Origin of the sequence: Enterobacter sp. V87_3 (assembly GCF_029967835.1) — a bacterium.
In the GTDB taxonomy this organism is placed as follows: Bacteria; Pseudomonadota; Gammaproteobacteria; order Enterobacterales; family Enterobacteriaceae; genus Enterobacter; species Enterobacter cancerogenus.
In genome coordinates, this window is the sequence record NZ_JASCAM010000016.1 from 1 (window position 1) to 16,664 (window position 16,664).

Below are 16,664 nucleotides of genomic sequence, written 5' to 3' on the forward strand. Positions count from 1 at the left end.
CTGCCTGTCACGCAGGGGGTCGCGGGTTCGAGTCCCGTCCGTTCCGCCACTTATTAAGACATTAAGCCTGCCTTTTTGGCAGGCTTAATGGCAAGAAGATTTAGGGGCGTAGCTCAGTTGGTAGAGCACCGGTCTCCAAAACCGGGTGTCGCGAGTTCGAGTCTCTCCGCCCCTGCCATATAGAATCCTTTGCTTCGGCAAAGGATTTTTTTTTGCCTCAAATTCAGCAAAATCTCCCCATTTCTTACCGAGCCTGCATCCCTGCAGGCTGAAGTATCATTCCATGATATTGATTTTTAGCAGATCTTTTATCTGCGACTGTTTGTCGCTGTTTTGCAGCCAAATAGCATACAGCGGTCTGGAAAGCGTGGTGGAATCCGTAACGGTATGGAGACCCGGTTTACCCTCCGCCCAGCGTGTCGGTAACCATGTACACCCCTTCAATGAAGGAAGTTGCTGACAGACGACCTCCGCTGAACTGGTGGTTAACTGCGGCACGTCATCGCTCGCAAGTAACCCGGACTCATGCTGTTGAAAATCCGGCCCCCACTCAAGACGAAGGTAGTTAAGATCGGCTTTCATCATCGACGGGGCAGAGGCATAAAGTGCAAGAGCAAACTGCCCGACGATCTGGCTGCTAAATTCGTCCATTTTGGGGGCTTCTGTCGTGATCAGGAGATCCAGTTGTCGTTCATGGAGTTGTTTCACCAGCGACTGGCGTTGTGCAATACGAGCCTCAAATTGCAGATGATTGTGTGAACGATACAGGCGGGTAAGCCACTGGCTGAGCATGCATTCCCACAACGATGCACTTGCGCCAATGGAGAATTCATTGTGCCTTGAGGTATTCGCCACCTCCTTTCTGGCTGCCTGCCAGGTGTTCATCAACGTTTCTGCGTAGGGCAGCAGTTTCTCCCCCGCCGGTGTTAAGCGGATATTATTGCGGTGGCGGGTAAAAAGATTCACACCCAATTGATTTTCCAGCTGTCGAATACGAAAACTGACCGCTGACTGCGTCAGGTAAAGGGCTTCAGCTGCTCGCCCAAAGTGGCGTGTTCTGCTCACTTCAAGGAAAGTTTTTAGCAATTCCGTATCCACATCTTTCTCCGCAAAATTATTTGTCGTTATGATTTAAATGTTTTGTTTTACACTCTGTCAAGCGTAACTAATACTCCGCGCCATAAATAGCTCGGCCAAAGAATTAGGAGCGTGTAGGATGGCGGAAAGCTTTACGACGACTAATCGTTTTTTCGACAATAAACATTATCCGCGCGGGTTCTCTCGTCACGGCGATTTCACCATCAAAGAGGCGCAGCTGCTTGAGCGTCATGGTTATGCCTTTAACGAGCTGGACCTCGGTAAACGTGAGCCTGTGACTGAAGATGAAAAACTGTTTGTGGCTGTTTGCCGCGGCGAGCGTGAGCCGCAGTCTGAGGTAGAACGTGTATGGAGCAAGTATATGGCTCGCATCAAGCGTCCTAAACGTTTCCATACGCTATCAGGCGGTAAGCCTCAGGTTGAAGGTGCTGAGGATTACACCGAGTCTGACGATTAATCTGAAGAGAAAAGGGGCTACGGCCCCTTTTTTATGCCAGCAGTTTTTGCAGATGAAGAAGCAGGCGATCGATCGCCCGATAGCTCAGTGCCTCCTGCAAATGCTGCCTTTCAATATCGGGGCATCCCTCCATATCGGCGACAGTTCTTGCCACTTTTAACAGGCGCTGCCATGCGCGAATGGAAAGCCCAAACCTTTGCAACGTCTCTTCCAGCCAGCCTGCGTCTTCGGTTTTAAGGGGGCAACACTGGCGTATACCCGTGTTATCAAGACGCGCGTTGAGCCTGCCCTGACGCGCGTACTGCCGCTCCTGTGCAGCAATAACCCGTTCGCGTACCTGCGTTGTACTTTCACCTCTGGCATCGGGGTGTCGAAGTAGCCCAGGCGGAGGAAGAGGGATCTCAAGAGATAAATCAAACCGGTCGAGAAAAGGGCCGGAGAGTTTTCCCAGATAGCGCAGCGTCTGCTCGGGCGTCGAACGGTTGTGGTTGCCCTGGTAATGCCCTGTCGGGCTGGGGTTCATTGCCGCAACCAGCTGAAATTTAGCGGGATAGCTAATTTTGGCTCGCGTGCGGGAGATATGAATCTCTCCCGACTCTATCGGCTCGCGCAGCGCATCCAGCACGCGCCGCTCAAATTCCGGCAGTTCATCCAGAAACAAAATGCCATTGTGTGCCAGCGAAATTTCACCTGGCCCCGGGATTGACCCGCCTCCCACCATCGCCGTGAGAGAGGCGCTATGGTGCGGCGATCGGAAAGGGCGGCGTCGCCACTGTTTGTGCAGGGATGTCGCATTGACCAGACTCAAAATAGCCGCGCTTTCGAGGGCTTCATGGTTGTTGAGCGGAGGCAGCAAACCGCTCAGCCTGCTTGCCAGCATGGTTTTACCCGTCCCGGGCGGGCCGACGAGCAAAAGATTATGTCCACCTGCAGCGGTAATCTCTAATGCTCGCTTCCCCTGCTCCTGGCCCAGGATGTCGCTCAGATCGTCTACGGGTGCCGGCAGCGCGTCGTGACACTCTTCCGGCTCAGCCAGCTCGTGTCGTCCTTCCAGATACGCACAAACCTCCTGTAAATGCCCGGCGACCAGGCAGCCTTTCTCAGCAATGAGGCTAACTTCTGCCGCATTCTCATTCGCCACAATGATTTGCCGTCCTGCACGGATGGCTTCAAGCGCACCCGAGATCGCACCGGGAACGCCTCTTAGCGCGCCTGTAAGCGCCAGTTCACCGATGAACTCATACGAGCCTAACCTTGAGGCATTAAGCTGCTCAGAGGCGGCGAGAAGCGCGATAGCAATAGGTAAATCATATCGTCCGCCCTCCTTTGGCAAATCGGCTGGGGCGAGGTTGATAGTGATCTTCTTCGCCGGGAAGTTATAACCGCTATTGATAATTGCACTGCGCACCCGATCCCGTGCCTCTTTGACCGTCGTTTCCGGCAGGCCCACGAGCGTTAGCCCGGGTAAACCGTTGCTCAAATGCACCTCAACGGAAATGAGCGGAGCTTTCACGCCGAGCGCCGCGCGCGTATAGACAACTGACAGTGACATGACCCTACCTCCTGTCCGTTACTATGCACGCATCATGCGCCGCTTTTTAGCGTTCTTTCCCGACTTTTCGGCGCGTGTTCCGCCTTTTTGCCCTCTTGTTGTAAGCATTGCATCAATCTGGAATGCGCATCGTAGAAATGGTTGCTCATGCGCTTCGGCTCTAAAAACCGCCTAAAAAAAATGAAAAAAATTCATTTTGTATTTTCCTTATATAAAACAACGATTAATAAAAAAATAATTTGCGCGCTATCTAAATCAGCCATAAATAAATCTTGTGCTTATTTAAATAACTGTGGTAACTCTTTAGGTATTCCTTCGAACAAGAAGCCAAAAGAACTGAAAATGACAGCCCTTCTACGAGTGATTAGCCTGGTCGTGATTAGCGTGGTGGTGATTATTATCCCACCGTGCGGGGCTGCACTTGGACGAGGAAAGGCTTAGAAATCAAGCCTTAACGAACTAAGACCCCCGCACCGAAAGGTCCGGGGGTTTTTTTATGACTAAAAAACGTTAACGAGGAGCAGACAATGAGAATTAGCACAAAATTCTGTTTCTCCCGATTTATGACGGGGAACTAACTATGAACGGGGCACAGTGGGTGGTACATGCGTTGCGCGCGCAGGGAGTCGAAACGATATTCGGATATCCGGGTGGCGCAATTATGCCGATTTACGATGCATTGTATGACGGCGGCGTGGAACACCTGCTGTGTCGCCATGAGCAGGGCGCGGCAATGGCGGCCATTGGCTATGCACGCGCTACGGGTAAAACCGGCGTCTGCATGGCGACATCCGGCCCGGGTGCCACCAACCTGATCACCGGCCTGGCCGACGCACTGCTCGATTCTGTTCCCGTTGTGGCGATCACCGGCCAGGTGGCTTCGCCGTTCATCGGTACCGATGCCTTCCAGGAAGTGGATGTGCTCGGTCTGTCGCTGGCCTGCACCAAACACAGCTTTCTGGTTCAGTCGCTGGACGAGCTGCCGCGCGTGATGGCGGAAGCATTCGAGGTGGCAAACTCCGGTCGCCCGGGTCCGGTGCTGGTTGATATCCCGAAAGACATCCAGGTCGCTCAGGGTGAACTGGAGCCACACTTCTCCACGGTTGAAAGTGCCGATACGTTCCCACATGCCGCCATGGGCGAGGCTTGTGAAATGCTGGCTCAGGCCCAGCAGCCGATGCTGTACGTTGGTGGTGGCGTAGGCATGGCGCAGGCCGTTCCCGCCCTGCGTGAGTTCATCGCGGTGACGCAAATACCCGCCGCCTGCACGCTGAAAGGTCTGGGCGCGGTTGACGCAGACTACCCGTACTATCTGGGCATGTTGGGGATGCACGGCACCAAAGCAGCGAACCTGGCGGTGCAAGAGTGCGACCTGCTCATCGCCGTGGGCGCGCGTTTTGATGATCGCGTCACCGGCAAACTGAACACCTTCGCGCCGAACGCCAGGGTGATCCATATGGATATCGACCCGGCGGAGATGAACAAGCTGCGTCAGGCGCACGTTGCGCTGCAGAGCGATCTGAACGCACTGTTACCCGCTTTGCAGCAGCCGCTGGATATTAACGCATGGCGCCAGCACACCGCTGATATGCGTACTGAACACGCGTGGCGTTACGATCACCCAGGCGACGCCATCTACGCGCCGCTGCTGTTGAAACAGTTGTCCGACCGTAAACCCGCAGACAGCGTGGTCACCACCGACGTTGGCCAGCATCAGATGTGGTCGGCCCAGCACATGACCTATACGCGACCGGAAAACTTCATCACCTCCAGCGGGTTAGGCACCATGGGCTTTGGTCTGCCTGCCGCTGTGGGTGCTCAGGTTGCCCGTCCGAACGACACGGTTATCTGTATCTCCGGTGACGGCTCCTTCATGATGAACGTTCAGGAACTCGGCACCGTGAAGCGCAAGCAGTTGCCGCTGAAAATCGTGTTGCTCGATAACCAGCGTTTAGGCATGGTGCGTCAGTGGCAACAGCTGTTCTTCCAGGAGCGTTACAGCGAAACCACCCTGACCGATAACCCTGACTTCCTCACTCTGGCCAGCGCCTTTGGCATTCCCGGCCAGCACATCACCCGTAAAGACCAGGTTGAAGCGGCACTCGACACCATGCTGTCAAGCGAAGGGCCGTACCTGCTTCATGTCTCAATCGACGAACTTGAGAACGTCTGGCCGTTGGTACCGCCCGGTGCCAGTAACTCACAAATGCTGGAGAAATTATCATGATGCAACATCAGGTCGCCGTGCAGGCTCGCTTCAATCCGGAAACATTAGAACGCGTTTTGCGCGTGGTGCGTCACCGTGGCTTTCAGATCTGCTCCATGAACATGGAGACGGCCACCGACGCTCAGAACATCAGTATCGAATTAACCGTTGCCAGCCCGCGGTCGGTCGACTTACTGTTTAGTCAGTTATCAAAGCTGGTAGACGTTGCCCATGTTGCCATCTGCCAGAGCACAACCACATCACAACAAATCCGCGCTTGAGCGTGACAGGACGAAAAAATGACGACAAAAAAAGCTGATTACATTTGGTTCAACGGTGAGATGGTTCGTTGGGAAGACGCGAAAGTTCACGTGATGTCCCACGCGCTGCACTACGGCACCTCCGTGTTTGAAGGTATCCGTTGCTACGACTCTCACAAAGGGCCAGTGGTGTTCCGCCATCGCGAACACATGCAGCGTCTGCATGACTCAGCCAAAATTTATCGTTTCCCGGTCTCTCAGAGCGTGGATGAACTGATGGAAGCCTGCCGCGAGGTGATCCGCAAGAACAACCTGACCAGCGCCTATATTCGTCCGCTGGTGTTTGTGGGTGATGTGGGGATGGGCGTTAACCCGCCAGAGGGTTATACCACCGATGTGATCATTGCTGCGTTCCCGTGGGGCGCCTACCTGGGTGCCGAAGCGCTGGATCAGGGGATCGACGCAATGGTTTCTTCCTGGAACCGCGTGGCGCCCAACACCATCCCAACCGCCGCCAAAGCGGGCGGTAACTACCTCTCTTCTCTGCTGGTGGGTAGCGAAGCACGCCGCCACGGCTATCAGGAAGGTATCGCGCTGGATGTGAATGGCTACATCTCGGAAGGTGCGGGCGAAAACCTGTTTGAAGTCAAAGACGGCATTCTGTTCACGCCGCCGTTTACCTCTTCTGCGCTGCCGGGCATCACCCGCGATGCCATCATCAAGCTGGCGAAAGATCTGGGTATCGAAGTGCGCGAGCAGGTGCTCTCCCGCGAATCCCTGTACCTCGCCGATGAAGTGTTCATGTCCGGTACGGCGGCTGAAATCACGCCGGTTCGTAGCGTCGACGGCATTCAGGTGGGCGAAGGCCGCTGTGGCCCGGTCACCAAACGCATTCAGCAAGCCTTCTTTGGCCTGTTCACCGGTGAAACAGACGATAAATACGGCTGGTTGGATCAGGTTAATCACTAAATATAACTGTGGGGCGGCACGCACCGTCCCCTTTACGAGTCAGACGGGAGTAAATTAAGCATGCCTAAGTATCGTTCCGCCACCACCACCCACGGCCGTAATATGGCCGGTGCCCGCGCGCTGTGGCGCGCCACCGGGATGACCGACGCCGATTTCGGCAAGCCCATTATCGCCGTGGTTAACTCCTTCACCCAGTTTGTGCCGGGCCACGTACACCTGCGCGATCTCGGTAAACTGGTTGCCGAGCAAATTGAAGCCTCTGGCGGCGTGGCGAAAGAGTTCAACACCATTGCGGTGGATGATGGCATCGCGATGGGTCACGGGGGCATGCTTTATTCACTGCCGTCGCGCGAGCTGATCGCCGACTCGGTGGAGTACATGGTTAACGCCCACTGCGCCGATGCGATGGTTTGTATCTCCAACTGCGACAAAATCACCCCGGGGATGCTGATGGCCTCCCTGCGCCTGAACATTCCGGTGATCTTCGTCTCCGGCGGGCCGATGGAAGCGGGAAAAACCAAGCTGTCCGATAAAATCATCAAGCTCGACCTGGTCGACGCGATGATTCAGGGCGCGGACCCGAAAGTGTCTGACGAGCAGAGCGATCAGGTGGAACGTTCCGCATGTCCGACCTGCGGCTCGTGTTCCGGGATGTTCACCGCTAACTCCATGAACTGCCTGACCGAAGCGCTGGGCCTGTCCCAGCCGGGCAACGGCTCGCTGCTGGCAACCCACGCCGACCGCAAACAGCTGTTCCTCAATGCGGGCAAGCGCATCGTGGAGCTGACCAAACGCTACTACGAGCAGGACGACGCCAGCGCGCTGCCGCGCAACATCGCCAGCAAAGCCGCGTTTGAGAATGCCATGACCCTGGATATCGCCATGGGCGGTTCCACCAACACCGTTCTGCACCTGCTGGCCGCCGCGCAGGAAGCCGAGATTGACTTCACCATGAGCGATATCGACAAGCTGTCGCGCAAGGTGCCGCAGTTGTGCAAAGTTGCGCCAAGCACCCAGAAGTACCACATGGAGGACGTTCATCGTGCCGGTGGCGTGCTGGGTATTCTGGGCGAGCTGGATCGCGCCGGGCTGCTTAACCGCGACGTGAAAAACGTGCTTGGCCTGACGCTGCCGCAGTCGCTGGAGCAATACGACGTGATGCTGACCAAAGACGACGCGGTGAAGAACATGTTCCGCGCCGGTCCGGCAGGCATTCGTACCACGCAGGCGTTCTCGCAGGATTGCCGCTGGGATACGCTGGATGACGATCGCGCCGAAGGCTGCATTCGCTCGCTGGAGCACGCCTACAGCAAAGACGGCGGGCTGGCCGTGCTGTACGGTAACTTCGCGGAAAACGGCTGCATCGTGAAAACCGCAGGCGTGGATGACAGCATCCTGAAATTCACCGGTCCGGCAAAAGTGTACGAAAGCCAGGACGATGCGGTGGAAGCCATTCTCGGTGGCAAAGTGGTTGCCGGCGACGTGGTGGTGATCCGCTACGAAGGGCCAAAAGGCGGCCCGGGCATGCAGGAGATGCTTTACCCAACCACCTTCCTGAAATCCATGGGCCTCGGTAAAGCCTGCGCGCTGATCACCGACGGCCGTTTCTCCGGCGGGACATCCGGTCTCTCCATTGGCCACGTATCGCCGGAAGCGGCAAGCGGCGGCAACATTGCGATCATCGAAGATGGCGATCTGATTGAGATCGACATTCCAAACCGCGGCATTCAGCTCAAGCTCAGCGACCAGGAGATTGCCGCGCGTCGTGAAGCGCAGGATGCACGCGGCGACAAAGCCTGGACGCCGAAAGATCGCCAGCGTGAAGTCTCCTTCGCCCTGCGTGCTTATGCGAGCCTTGCCACTAGTGCAGACAAAGGCGCGGTACGCGATAAATCGAAACTTGGGGGCTAATAATGGCCGAGTCACAACCCTTATCTGCCGCCCCCGAGGGGGCGGAATATCTGAGGGCGGTGCTGCGCGCGCCGGTCTATGAGGCCGTGCAGGTTACGCCTTTGCAGAAAATGGAAAAACTCTCTTCGCGCCTGGATAACGTGATTCTGGTGAAACGCGAAGATCGGCAGCCGGTGCACAGCTTCAAGCTGCGCGGTGCCTACGCGATGATGGCCGGGCTGACAGACGAGCAAAAAGCGCGCGGCGTGATCACCGCGTCGGCAGGTAACCACGCGCAGGGCGTGGCGTTCTCCTCGGCCCGTCTGGGGCTGAAAGCGCTGATCGTGATGCCGGTTGCCACAGCCGATATCAAAGTCGACGCGGTGCGCGGTTTCGGCGGCGAGGTGCTGCTCCACGGCGCTAATTTTGACGAAGCCAAGGCCAAAGCGATTGAGCTGGCGCAGCAGCAGGGGTTTACCTGGGTGCCGCCGTTCGATCACCCGATGGTCATCGCCGGGCAGGGCACGCTGGCGCTGGAGTTGCTCCAGCAGGATGCCCATCTTGACCGCGTGTTCGTGCCGGTGGGCGGCGGCGGTCTGGCGGCGGGCGTGGCCGTGCTGATCAAACAGCTGATGCCGCAGATCAAAGTCATCGCCGTTGAAGCGGAAGACTCAGCCTGCCTGAAGGCGGCGCTGGACGCCGGGCATCCGGTGGATCTGCCGCGCGTCGGGCTGTTTGCCGAGGGCGTGGCCGTCAAACGCATTGGCGATGAAACATTCCGTCTCTGCCAGGAATATCTCGACGATATCGTTACGGTTGATAGCGATGCTATCTGCGCGGCGATGAAAGATCTCTTTGAGGACGTTCGCGCCGTGGCGGAGCCTTCCGGCGCGCTGGCGCTGGCGGGAATGAAAAAATACATCGTCCAGCACACCATTCGCGGCGAGCGTCTGGCGCACGTGCTTTCCGGAGCCAACGTGAACTTCCACGGTCTGCGCTACGTATCCGAGCGCTGCGAGCTGGGCGAGCAGCGTGAAGCGTTGCTGGCGGTGACCATTCCGGAGGAGAAGGGCAGCTTCCTGAAGTTTTGCCAGCTGCTGGGCGGCCGGGCGGTGACGGAGTTCAACTACCGTTTCGCCGATGCCAAAGACGCCTGTATTTTTGTTGGCGTGCGCCTGAGCCGTGGCCTGGAAGAACGAAAAGAGATCCTCAGCCTGCTGCACGAGGGGGGATATAGCGTGGTGGATCTGTCCGACGATGAAATGGCGAAGCTGCACGTGCGCTACATGGTCGGCGGACGTCCGTCCAAGCCGCTGCGGGAACGCCTGTTCAGCTTCGAGTTTCCGGAATCGCCGGGCGCATTGCTCAAGTTCCTGCACACGCTGGGCACGCACTGGAACATCTCCCTGTTCCACTACCGCAGCCACGGCACCGACTACGGTCGCGTGCTGGCGGCGTTCGAGCTGGGCGAGCACGAGCCGGATTTCGAAACGCGGCTGAACGAGCTGGGCTATGAGTGTCACGACGAAACGCACAACCCGGCGTTCAGGTTCTTCCTCGCAGGGTAAGCGGAGCGTAGGTCGGGTCAGCGTAGCGCCACCCGGCTTTAGTGATTGGGCAGTATCTTCCAGAACGCATCAATAAGCGGCTCATGCAGCCGCTTTTTTTGTGCGCACACGCCAAGCTCGAACGGCGTTTTCTCGTCGCTGCGCTCCAGAATCATCACGCGGTTGCGCACCGGTTCCGGGCTGTTCTCCAGCACCACCTCCGGGAGCAGCGCCACGCCGCAGCCCAGCGCCACCATCGAAACCATCGCCTCATGCCCGCCAACCGTCGCGTAGATTGACGGGTTGCTGATCTTCTGGCGACGGAACCACAGCTCTATGCGGCGGCGCACCGGCCCCTGATCGGCCATGATAAACGGCACCGTTGACCAGTCCGGTTTTTCCACCGACACCTGATTACGCACCGGGCAGGGCAGCGCGGGGGCAATCAACACCACGGCCAGGTTCTCGAGCATAGAGAACGCCACCGCGCCCGGCAGGGTTTCCGGTTTGCCCGCAATGGCCAGATCGGCTTCGCCCGTCACCACTTTTTCCATTGCGTCGGCAGCATCACCCGTCGTGAGCTTAATTTCCACCGACGGATGTTCCGCGCGGAAACGGTCAAGGATCGGCGGCAGGTGGCTATAGGCGGCGGTTACCGAACAGAATATGTGAAGCTCCCCGGAAAGAGACGGCCCCTGCTGGTCGATAGTGTGCCGCAGCTGTTGGTACTGCAGCAGCGTTTGCTGGGCAAACACGCGCAGCTCTTCCCCGGCTTCGGTGAGAGTGACGGTGCGGTTATCGCGGACAAACAGGGGCTGGCCGAGGTCTTCCTCAAGCCGCTGGATCTGGCGCGACAGCGTGGAAGGACTGACGTGCATCGCGCGGGCACTGCGGCCAAAGTGACGGCTTTCCGCCAGGTGCAGGAACATTTTCAGATCGCGTAAATCCATGAATACCCATCCCCCGATTTACATTGCAAATACTGCAACGTGACGTTGTGAATATATCAATTTCCGCAATAAATTTCCTGTTGTAATGTGGGTACATTCTCGCTGAAAGGCGAACCGAACAATAAGACACACAACATCACGAGGTATCACCCATGGCTAACTACTTTAATACACTGAACTTGCGCCAGCAGCTGGCGCAGCTGGGCAAATGCCGCTTTATGGGGCGCGAAGAATTTGCCGATGGCGCGAGCTACCTTCAGGGTAAAAAAGTGGTCATCGTCGGCTGTGGCGCACAGGGCCTGAACCAGGGGCTGAACATGCGTGACTCCGGTCTGGATATCTCCTACGCCCTGCGCAAAGAAGCGATTGCCGAAAAGCGCGCGTCCTGGCGTAAAGCAACCGAAAACGGCTTCAAAGTGGGCACGTATGAAGATCTGATCCCGCAGGCGGATCTGGTGGTTAACCTGACGCCAGACAAACAGCACTCTGACGTGGTGCGTGCCGTACAGCCGCTGATGAAAGATGGCGCGGCGCTGGGTTACTCCCATGGCTTCAACATCGTGGAAGTGGGCGAGCAGATCCGCAAAGACATCACCGTCGTGATGGTGGCACCGAAGTGCCCGGGTACCGAAGTGCGTGAAGAGTACAAACGTGGCTTCGGCGTACCGACGCTGATCGCGGTTCACCCGGAAAACGATCCGAAAGGCGAAGGCATGGCGATTGCCAAGGCATGGGCAGCGGCCACTGGCGGCCACCGTGCGGGCGTGCTGGAATCCTCCTTCGTTGCAGAAGTGAAATCTGACCTGATGGGTGAGCAAACCATTCTGTGCGGTATGCTGCAGGCCGGTTCTCTGCTGTGCTTCGACAAGCTGGTGGAAGAGGGTACGGACCCGGCATACGCCGAAAAACTGATTCAGTTCGGCTGGGAAACCATCACCGAAGCGCTGAAGCAGGGCGGTATCACGCTGATGATGGATCGTCTGTCCAACCCGGCAAAACTGCGTGCTTATGCGCTGTCTGAACAGCTGAAAACCATCATGGCTCCGCTGTTCCAGAAACATATGGACGACATCATCTCCGGTGAGTTCTCTTCCGGTATGATGGCCGACTGGGCGAACGACGATAAAAACCTGCTGACCTGGCGTGAAGAGACCGGTAAAACCGCCTTTGAAACCGCCCCGCAGTTTGACGGCAAAATCAGCGAGCAGGAGTACTTCGATAAAGGCGTTCTGATGATCGCGATGGTGAAAGCGGGCGTTGAGCTGGCGTTTGAAACCATGGTGGATTCCGGCATCATCGAAGAGTCTGCGTACTACGAATCACTGCACGAACTGCCGCTGATCGCGAACACCATCGCCCGTAAGCGTCTGTATGAAATGAACGTGGTTATCTCGGATACCGCTGAATACGGTAACTACCTGTTCTCTTACGCCTGCGTACCGCTGCTGAAAGAGTTCATGACCACCCTGCAGGCGGGCGATCTGGGCAAAGCGATTGCGGAAGGTGCGGTAGATAACGCACAGCTGCGTGACGTGAACGAAGCCATTCGTAGCCACGAGATCGAGAAAGTGGGCCAGAAGCTGCGCGGCTACATGACCGATATGAAGCGTATTGCGGTAGCGAGTTAACCCTCTTGTCGGGTGGCGCTTCGCTTACCCGACCTACAAAAACGTAAATGCAGGCCGGGTAAGGCGCAGTCGCCACCCGGCTTTTTATTTGCGATACAACACTTTAATGACGTGGTAGCCAAACTGCGTGTGCAGTGGACCCGTAGGCTCCAGCACCGGGCAGGAGAAAACCACTTTATCGAACGCCGGAACCATCTGGCCCTGACGGAATTCACCCAGGTCGCCGCCGCGTTTGCCTGACGGACAAATCGAGTGTTTCTTTGCCAGCTTGCCGAAGTCGGCGCCGTTTTTAAGCTGTTCAAGAAGATCCTGTGCCAGTTTCTCTTCTTTAACAAGGATATGCAGTGCTGCTGCTGTTTTTGCCATGATCGTGCCTTGAGTCAACGAGTTTACGCTCGGTATACTACCACGCGTTTTTCCTCCTCTCCCGACTTTCATTGAGCGATCCTTATGCGTTTAAACCCCGGACAACAACAAGCCGTCGAATTTGTCACCGGACCCTGCCTGGTGCTGGCGGGGGCGGGATCCGGTAAAACCCGCGTCATTACCAATAAAATTGCCCATCTTATCCGTGGCTGTGGCTATCAGGCGCGGCATATCGCGGCGGTGACCTTTACCAATAAAGCGGCACGCGAGATGAAAGAGCGCGTGGGCCAGACGCTGGGGCGCAAAGAGGCGCGCGGCCTGATGATCTCCACCTTCCACACGCTGGGGCTGGACATCATCAAGCGCGAGTATGCGGCGCTGGGGATGAAGTCTAATTTCTCGCTCTTCGATGACACCGATCAGGTGGCCTTGCTCAAAGAGCTGACCGAAGGGCTGATCGAGGATGACAAAACCGTTCTCCAGCAGCTGATCTCGACGATCTCCAACTGGAAAAACGATCTGATGACGCCGTCGCAGGCAGCGGCGATCGCCAAAGGCGAACGGGATCGCATCTTCGCGCACTGCTACGGTCTGTACGATGCGCACATGAAAGCCTGTAACGTACTGGATTTCGACGATCTGATCCTGCTGCCTACGCTGCTGTTGCAGCGCAATGAAGAGGTACGCGAGCGCTGGCAGAATAAAATCCGCTACCTGCTGGTGGATGAATATCAGGATACCAACACCAGCCAGTACGAACTGGTGAAGCTGTTGGTCGGGCAGCGGGCGCGTTTTACCGTCGTGGGCGATGACGATCAGTCTATCTACTCCTGGCGCGGCGCACGTCCGCAAAACCTGGTGCTGCTGAGCAAAGATTTTCCGGCGCTGCAGGTGATTAAGCTGGAGCAGAACTACCGTTCGTCCGGGCGCATCCTGAAGGCGGCAAACATTCTGATCGCCAATAACCCGCACGTGTTTGAAAAGCGTCTCTTCTCCGAGCTGGGCTACGGCACGGAGCTGAAGGTGCTTAGTGCCAACAATGAAGAGCATGAAGCGGAGCGCGTCACCGGCGAGCTGATCGCCCATCACTTCGTGAATAAAACCGAATATAAGGATTACGCGATCCTCTATCGCGGCAACCACCAGTCCCGCGTCTTTGAAAAGATGCTGATGCAGAACCGCATTCCGTACAAAATCTCGGGCGGTACCTCGTTCTTCTCCCGCCCGGAAATCAAAGACCTGCTGGCCTATCTACGTGTACTGACCAACCCGGATGACGACAGCGCCTTCCTGCGTATCGTGAACACGCCGAAGCGCGAAATCGGCCCGGCAACGCTGCAAAAACTCGGCGAATGGGCGATGACGCGCAGTAAAAGTATGTTTACCGCCAGCTTCGATATGGGCCTGAGCCAGACGCTCACCGGGCGCGGCTACGACAACTTAACCCGCTTTACCCACTGGCTTGGCGAGGTGCAGCGGCTGGCGGAACGCGAACCCGTCGCCGCGGTGCGCGATCTGATCCACGGTATTGATTACGAATCCTGGCTCTATGAAACGTCCGCCAGCCCGAAGGCAGCAGAGATGCGGATGAAAAACGTTAACCAGCTGTTCAGCTGGATGACGGAAATGCTGGAAGGCTCGGAGATTGACGAGCCGATGACCCTGACGCAGGTGGTCACCCGCTTTACGCTGCGCGATATGATGGAGCGCGGCGAGAGCGAAGAGGAGGCCGATCAGGTTCAGCTGATGACGCTGCACGCCTCTAAAGGGCTGGAGTTCCCGTATGTTTATCTGGTGGGGATGGAAGAGGGGTTACTGCCGCACCAGAGCAGCATTGACGAAGACAACGTCGATGAAGAACGTCGTCTGGCCTACGTGGGCATTACGCGTGCTCAGAAAGAGCTGGTCTTTACGCTTTGCAAAGAGCGCCGACAGTACGGCGAGCTTGTCCGCCCGGAGCCGAGCCGTTTCCTGCTGGAGCTGCCGCAGGATGACCTGATCTGGGAGCAGGAGCGCAAGGTCATCACGGCTGAAGAGCGAATGCATAAAGGTCAGGCTAACGTGGCGAATATCCGCGCCATGCTGGCGAAAGCCAAAGAGAAGGGATGAAGCCGGGAGAATGGTAGGCCGGGCAAGCGCAGCGCCGCCCGGCGATGTTCGATAACCTTACTTAACCTCAAGCACCCAGTGAACGTAGCTCTGCCACTGGCACTCCTGTTCAATCAGCTCTGCACCCAGCGGATGATTATCCAGCCATTTTTCCGGCAGCGTCAGGATCAGTTTTTCATCTTCGACGTCAAGCGTAGTGGCGGGAAGCACATCATCACGACGGCGGCTGGCAAACAGGATCGCCAGACGCAGCAAGCGGCAAAGATGTTCTGCCACGCGCGGCGGAACGGCGTTTTGCTGGTGGAGCGAGGAGAGATCGACGGCGTTTGTCTGGTTCAGGAGCAGCGTCGCCAGGAGTTTTTTCTGCGCGGGGGTAAAGCCCGGCAAATCCAGGTTACGCACCAGCCAGGCAGCATGCAGCGGTGCCTGCTTGTACTCAACGCTCAGCCCAATCTCATGCAGCGCGCAGGCGCTGAGCAGCAGTTCGCGGCTTAACGGTTCAATATCCCAGCTCTGATTTACTCGATCGGCAAAAAGCGAGGCCAGCTGCGCCACGCGACCGGCCTGCTCGGCATCAACGATAAAGCGGCGCTGCACGTTGCGAAGCGTACGGCTGCGAATATCCTGATCGACGGACAGGTGCAGCATCCCGTAAACCAGCCCTTCACGCAGTGCGCCGCCGGCCAGCGTCATACACTGGATATTCAGCTCGGTGAAAATGGCGATCAGAATAGCCAGCCCGCTCGGGAAGACCAGCGCGCGTTCGAGCGTCAGACCTTCAATTTCGAGCTCTTCAAGGCGACCGCACTGGATAGCTCGCTGTTTGAGCTGCTGGAGTTTGGCAAGCGTGATCCGCTCGTCCATCCCCTGAGCCATCATGATTTCCTGCAGCGCCTGCACGGTACCCGAGGCACCCACGCAGACTTTCCAGCCGTGATAGCGCAGCTCTTCCATCACCGGGCGCAGCACTTCACGGGCGGCGTTTTCAGCCTCGTCGAAGTTCTCTTTTGCGAGATTGCGATCGGTAAAGTAGCGTTCAAGCCAGGTGACGCAACCCATCGACAGGCTGAAAAGCGAGGTGGCCTGCGCGCCCGTGCCGGTGACCAGTTCGGTACTGGCACCGCCGATATCCACCACCAGACGGCGATCGTCGCCGCCGGTCGTATGGGCCACTCCCTGATAAATCAGACGGGCTTCTTCCTCACCGCTAATAACCTGCACCGGACAGCCGAGGATCTCCTGCGCTTTGGCAATAAAATCCACGGCGTTCACCGCCAGGCGAAGCGTTGCCGTCGCGACAACGCGGATTTGCGCGTGCGGGATATCCTGCAGACGTTCAGCAAAGAGACGCAGACACTGCCAGCCACGTTCCATGGCTTCAGCAGAGAGATGGTTATCGCTGCTCAGGCCCGCCGCGAGACGGACCTTGCGCTTGATGCGGGTGAGCGTTTGTATGCTTCCCGCTACCTCGCGCACAACCAGCATATGAAAACTATTCGAACCGAGATCTATTGCTGCATAGAGCGAGGTAGAACTCATACACTTCATCCTTCACGCTGCCTCATCGTTGGCTGCGCCAGCTCACACCTGTCACTTACTGAAGTAAGCGCCAGGAGATCCGCAGACTTGCCG

The 16,664-nt window shown here is 57.1% G+C and carries 15 protein-coding genes and 1 tRNA gene; 11 read left to right on the forward strand and 5 right to left on the reverse strand.

Features of this window, described 5'->3' with window-relative positions:
* Positions 1-102: 102 nt before the first annotated feature.
* Positions 103-178: transfer RNA gene (locus QLG21_RS07670), tRNA-Trp, on the forward strand.
* Between the two features lie 98 nt (positions 179-276).
* On the opposite strand, the gene hdfR is transcribed toward QLG21_RS07670, so the two are convergent.
* Positions 277-1,098: an HTH-type transcriptional regulator HdfR gene (gene hdfR, locus QLG21_RS07675; protein ID WP_006179201.1), complete on the reverse strand. Its 822-nt coding sequence runs from the start codon at positions 1,096-1,098 to the stop codon at positions 277-279.
* A 118-nt stretch (positions 1,099-1,216) separates the two neighbouring features.
* Here hdfR and QLG21_RS07680 point away from each other — a divergent pair, with 118 nt between their 5' ends.
* The gene (locus tag QLG21_RS07680; RefSeq protein WP_137903846.1) at positions 1,217-1,555 is read left to right on the forward strand and encodes a DUF413 domain-containing protein; all 339 of its coding nucleotides are present in this window, start codon (positions 1,217-1,219) and stop codon (positions 1,553-1,555) included.
* Between the two features lie 31 nt (positions 1,556-1,586).
* On the opposite strand, the gene QLG21_RS07685 is transcribed toward QLG21_RS07680, so the two are convergent.
* Positions 1,587-3,107: a YifB family Mg chelatase-like AAA ATPase gene (locus QLG21_RS07685; RefSeq protein WP_282484183.1), complete on the reverse strand. Its 1,521-nt coding sequence runs from the start codon at positions 3,105-3,107 to the stop codon at positions 1,587-1,589.
* 342 nt (positions 3,108-3,449) lie between these two features.
* Between QLG21_RS07685 and ilvL the strand changes: the two genes are divergently transcribed.
* The 7 genes from ilvL to ilvA all read left to right on the forward strand — a co-directional run bounded on the left by ilvL (position 3,450) and on the right by ilvA (position 10,000).
* The gene (ilvL, locus tag QLG21_RS07690; protein ID WP_001311244.1) at positions 3,450-3,548 is read left to right on the forward strand and encodes an ilv operon leader peptide; all 99 of its coding nucleotides are present in this window, start codon (positions 3,450-3,452) and stop codon (positions 3,546-3,548) included.
* An 86-nt stretch (positions 3,549-3,634) separates the two neighbouring features.
* Positions 3,635-3,685, forward strand: coding sequence for a peptide IlvX (gene ilvX / locus QLG21_RS07695; RefSeq protein ID WP_212743981.1), 51 nt, complete (start codon positions 3,635-3,637; stop codon positions 3,683-3,685).
* Positions 3,686-3,687: 2 nt separating this feature from the next.
* Positions 3,688-5,334 (forward strand): acetolactate synthase 2 catalytic subunit, encoded by a 1,647-nt coding sequence (ilvG, locus tag QLG21_RS07700; protein WP_282484184.1) that lies wholly within the window; start codon positions 3,688-3,690, stop codon positions 5,332-5,334.
* On the forward strand, positions 5,331-5,594 hold the full coding sequence (gene ilvM / locus QLG21_RS07705; RefSeq protein ID WP_006179206.1) for an acetolactate synthase 2 small subunit: 264 nt from the start codon (positions 5,331-5,333) through the stop codon (positions 5,592-5,594). Before ilvG ends, ilvM begins: the two co-directional genes overlap by 4 nt.
* An 18-nt stretch (positions 5,595-5,612) precedes the next feature.
* Positions 5,613-6,542 (forward strand): branched-chain amino acid transaminase, encoded by a 930-nt coding sequence (locus QLG21_RS07710; RefSeq protein ID WP_006179207.1) that lies wholly within the window; start codon positions 5,613-5,615, stop codon positions 6,540-6,542.
* 60 nt (positions 6,543-6,602) lie between these two features.
* Positions 6,603-8,453, forward strand: coding sequence for a dihydroxy-acid dehydratase (gene ilvD / locus QLG21_RS07715; protein ID WP_282484185.1), 1,851 nt, complete (start codon positions 6,603-6,605; stop codon positions 8,451-8,453).
* A 2-nt stretch (positions 8,454-8,455) separates the two neighbouring features.
* A complete protein-coding gene (ilvA, locus tag QLG21_RS07720) occupies positions 8,456-10,000 on the forward strand; it encodes a threonine ammonia-lyase, biosynthetic (protein WP_137903841.1) in 1,545 nt (514 codons plus the stop codon).
* Positions 10,001-10,038: 38 nt separating this feature from the next.
* Here the strand turns inward: ilvA and ilvY are convergent, their stop codons facing one another.
* Entirely contained in the window at positions 10,039-10,929 is an 891-nt protein-coding gene (gene ilvY / locus QLG21_RS07725) for an HTH-type transcriptional activator IlvY (protein ID WP_006179210.1), read from the reverse strand.
* A gap of 152 nt (positions 10,930-11,081) precedes the next feature.
* On the opposite strand from ilvY, the gene ilvC reads away from it, so the two are divergent.
* Positions 11,082-12,557: a ketol-acid reductoisomerase gene (ilvC, locus tag QLG21_RS07730; RefSeq protein ID WP_137903840.1), complete on the forward strand. Its 1,476-nt coding sequence runs from the start codon at positions 11,082-11,084 to the stop codon at positions 12,555-12,557.
* Between the two features lie 84 nt (positions 12,558-12,641).
* On the opposite strand, the gene ppiC is transcribed toward ilvC, so the two are convergent.
* The gene (gene ppiC, locus QLG21_RS07735; protein WP_006179212.1) at positions 12,642-12,923 is read right to left on the reverse strand and encodes a peptidylprolyl isomerase PpiC; all 282 of its coding nucleotides are present in this window, start codon (positions 12,921-12,923) and stop codon (positions 12,642-12,644) included.
* An 84-nt stretch (positions 12,924-13,007) separates the two neighbouring features.
* On the opposite strand from ppiC, the gene rep reads away from it, so the two are divergent.
* A complete protein-coding gene (rep, locus tag QLG21_RS07740) occupies positions 13,008-15,032 on the forward strand; it encodes a DNA helicase Rep (RefSeq protein ID WP_102890018.1) in 2,025 nt (674 codons plus the stop codon).
* A gap of 57 nt (positions 15,033-15,089) precedes the next feature.
* Here rep and gppA read toward each other — a convergent pair whose 3' ends face one another.
* Positions 15,090-16,571: a guanosine-5'-triphosphate,3'-diphosphate diphosphatase gene (gene gppA / locus QLG21_RS07745; protein ID WP_072208937.1), complete on the reverse strand. Its 1,482-nt coding sequence runs from the start codon at positions 16,569-16,571 to the stop codon at positions 15,090-15,092.
* Positions 16,572-16,664 lie beyond the last annotated feature (93 nt).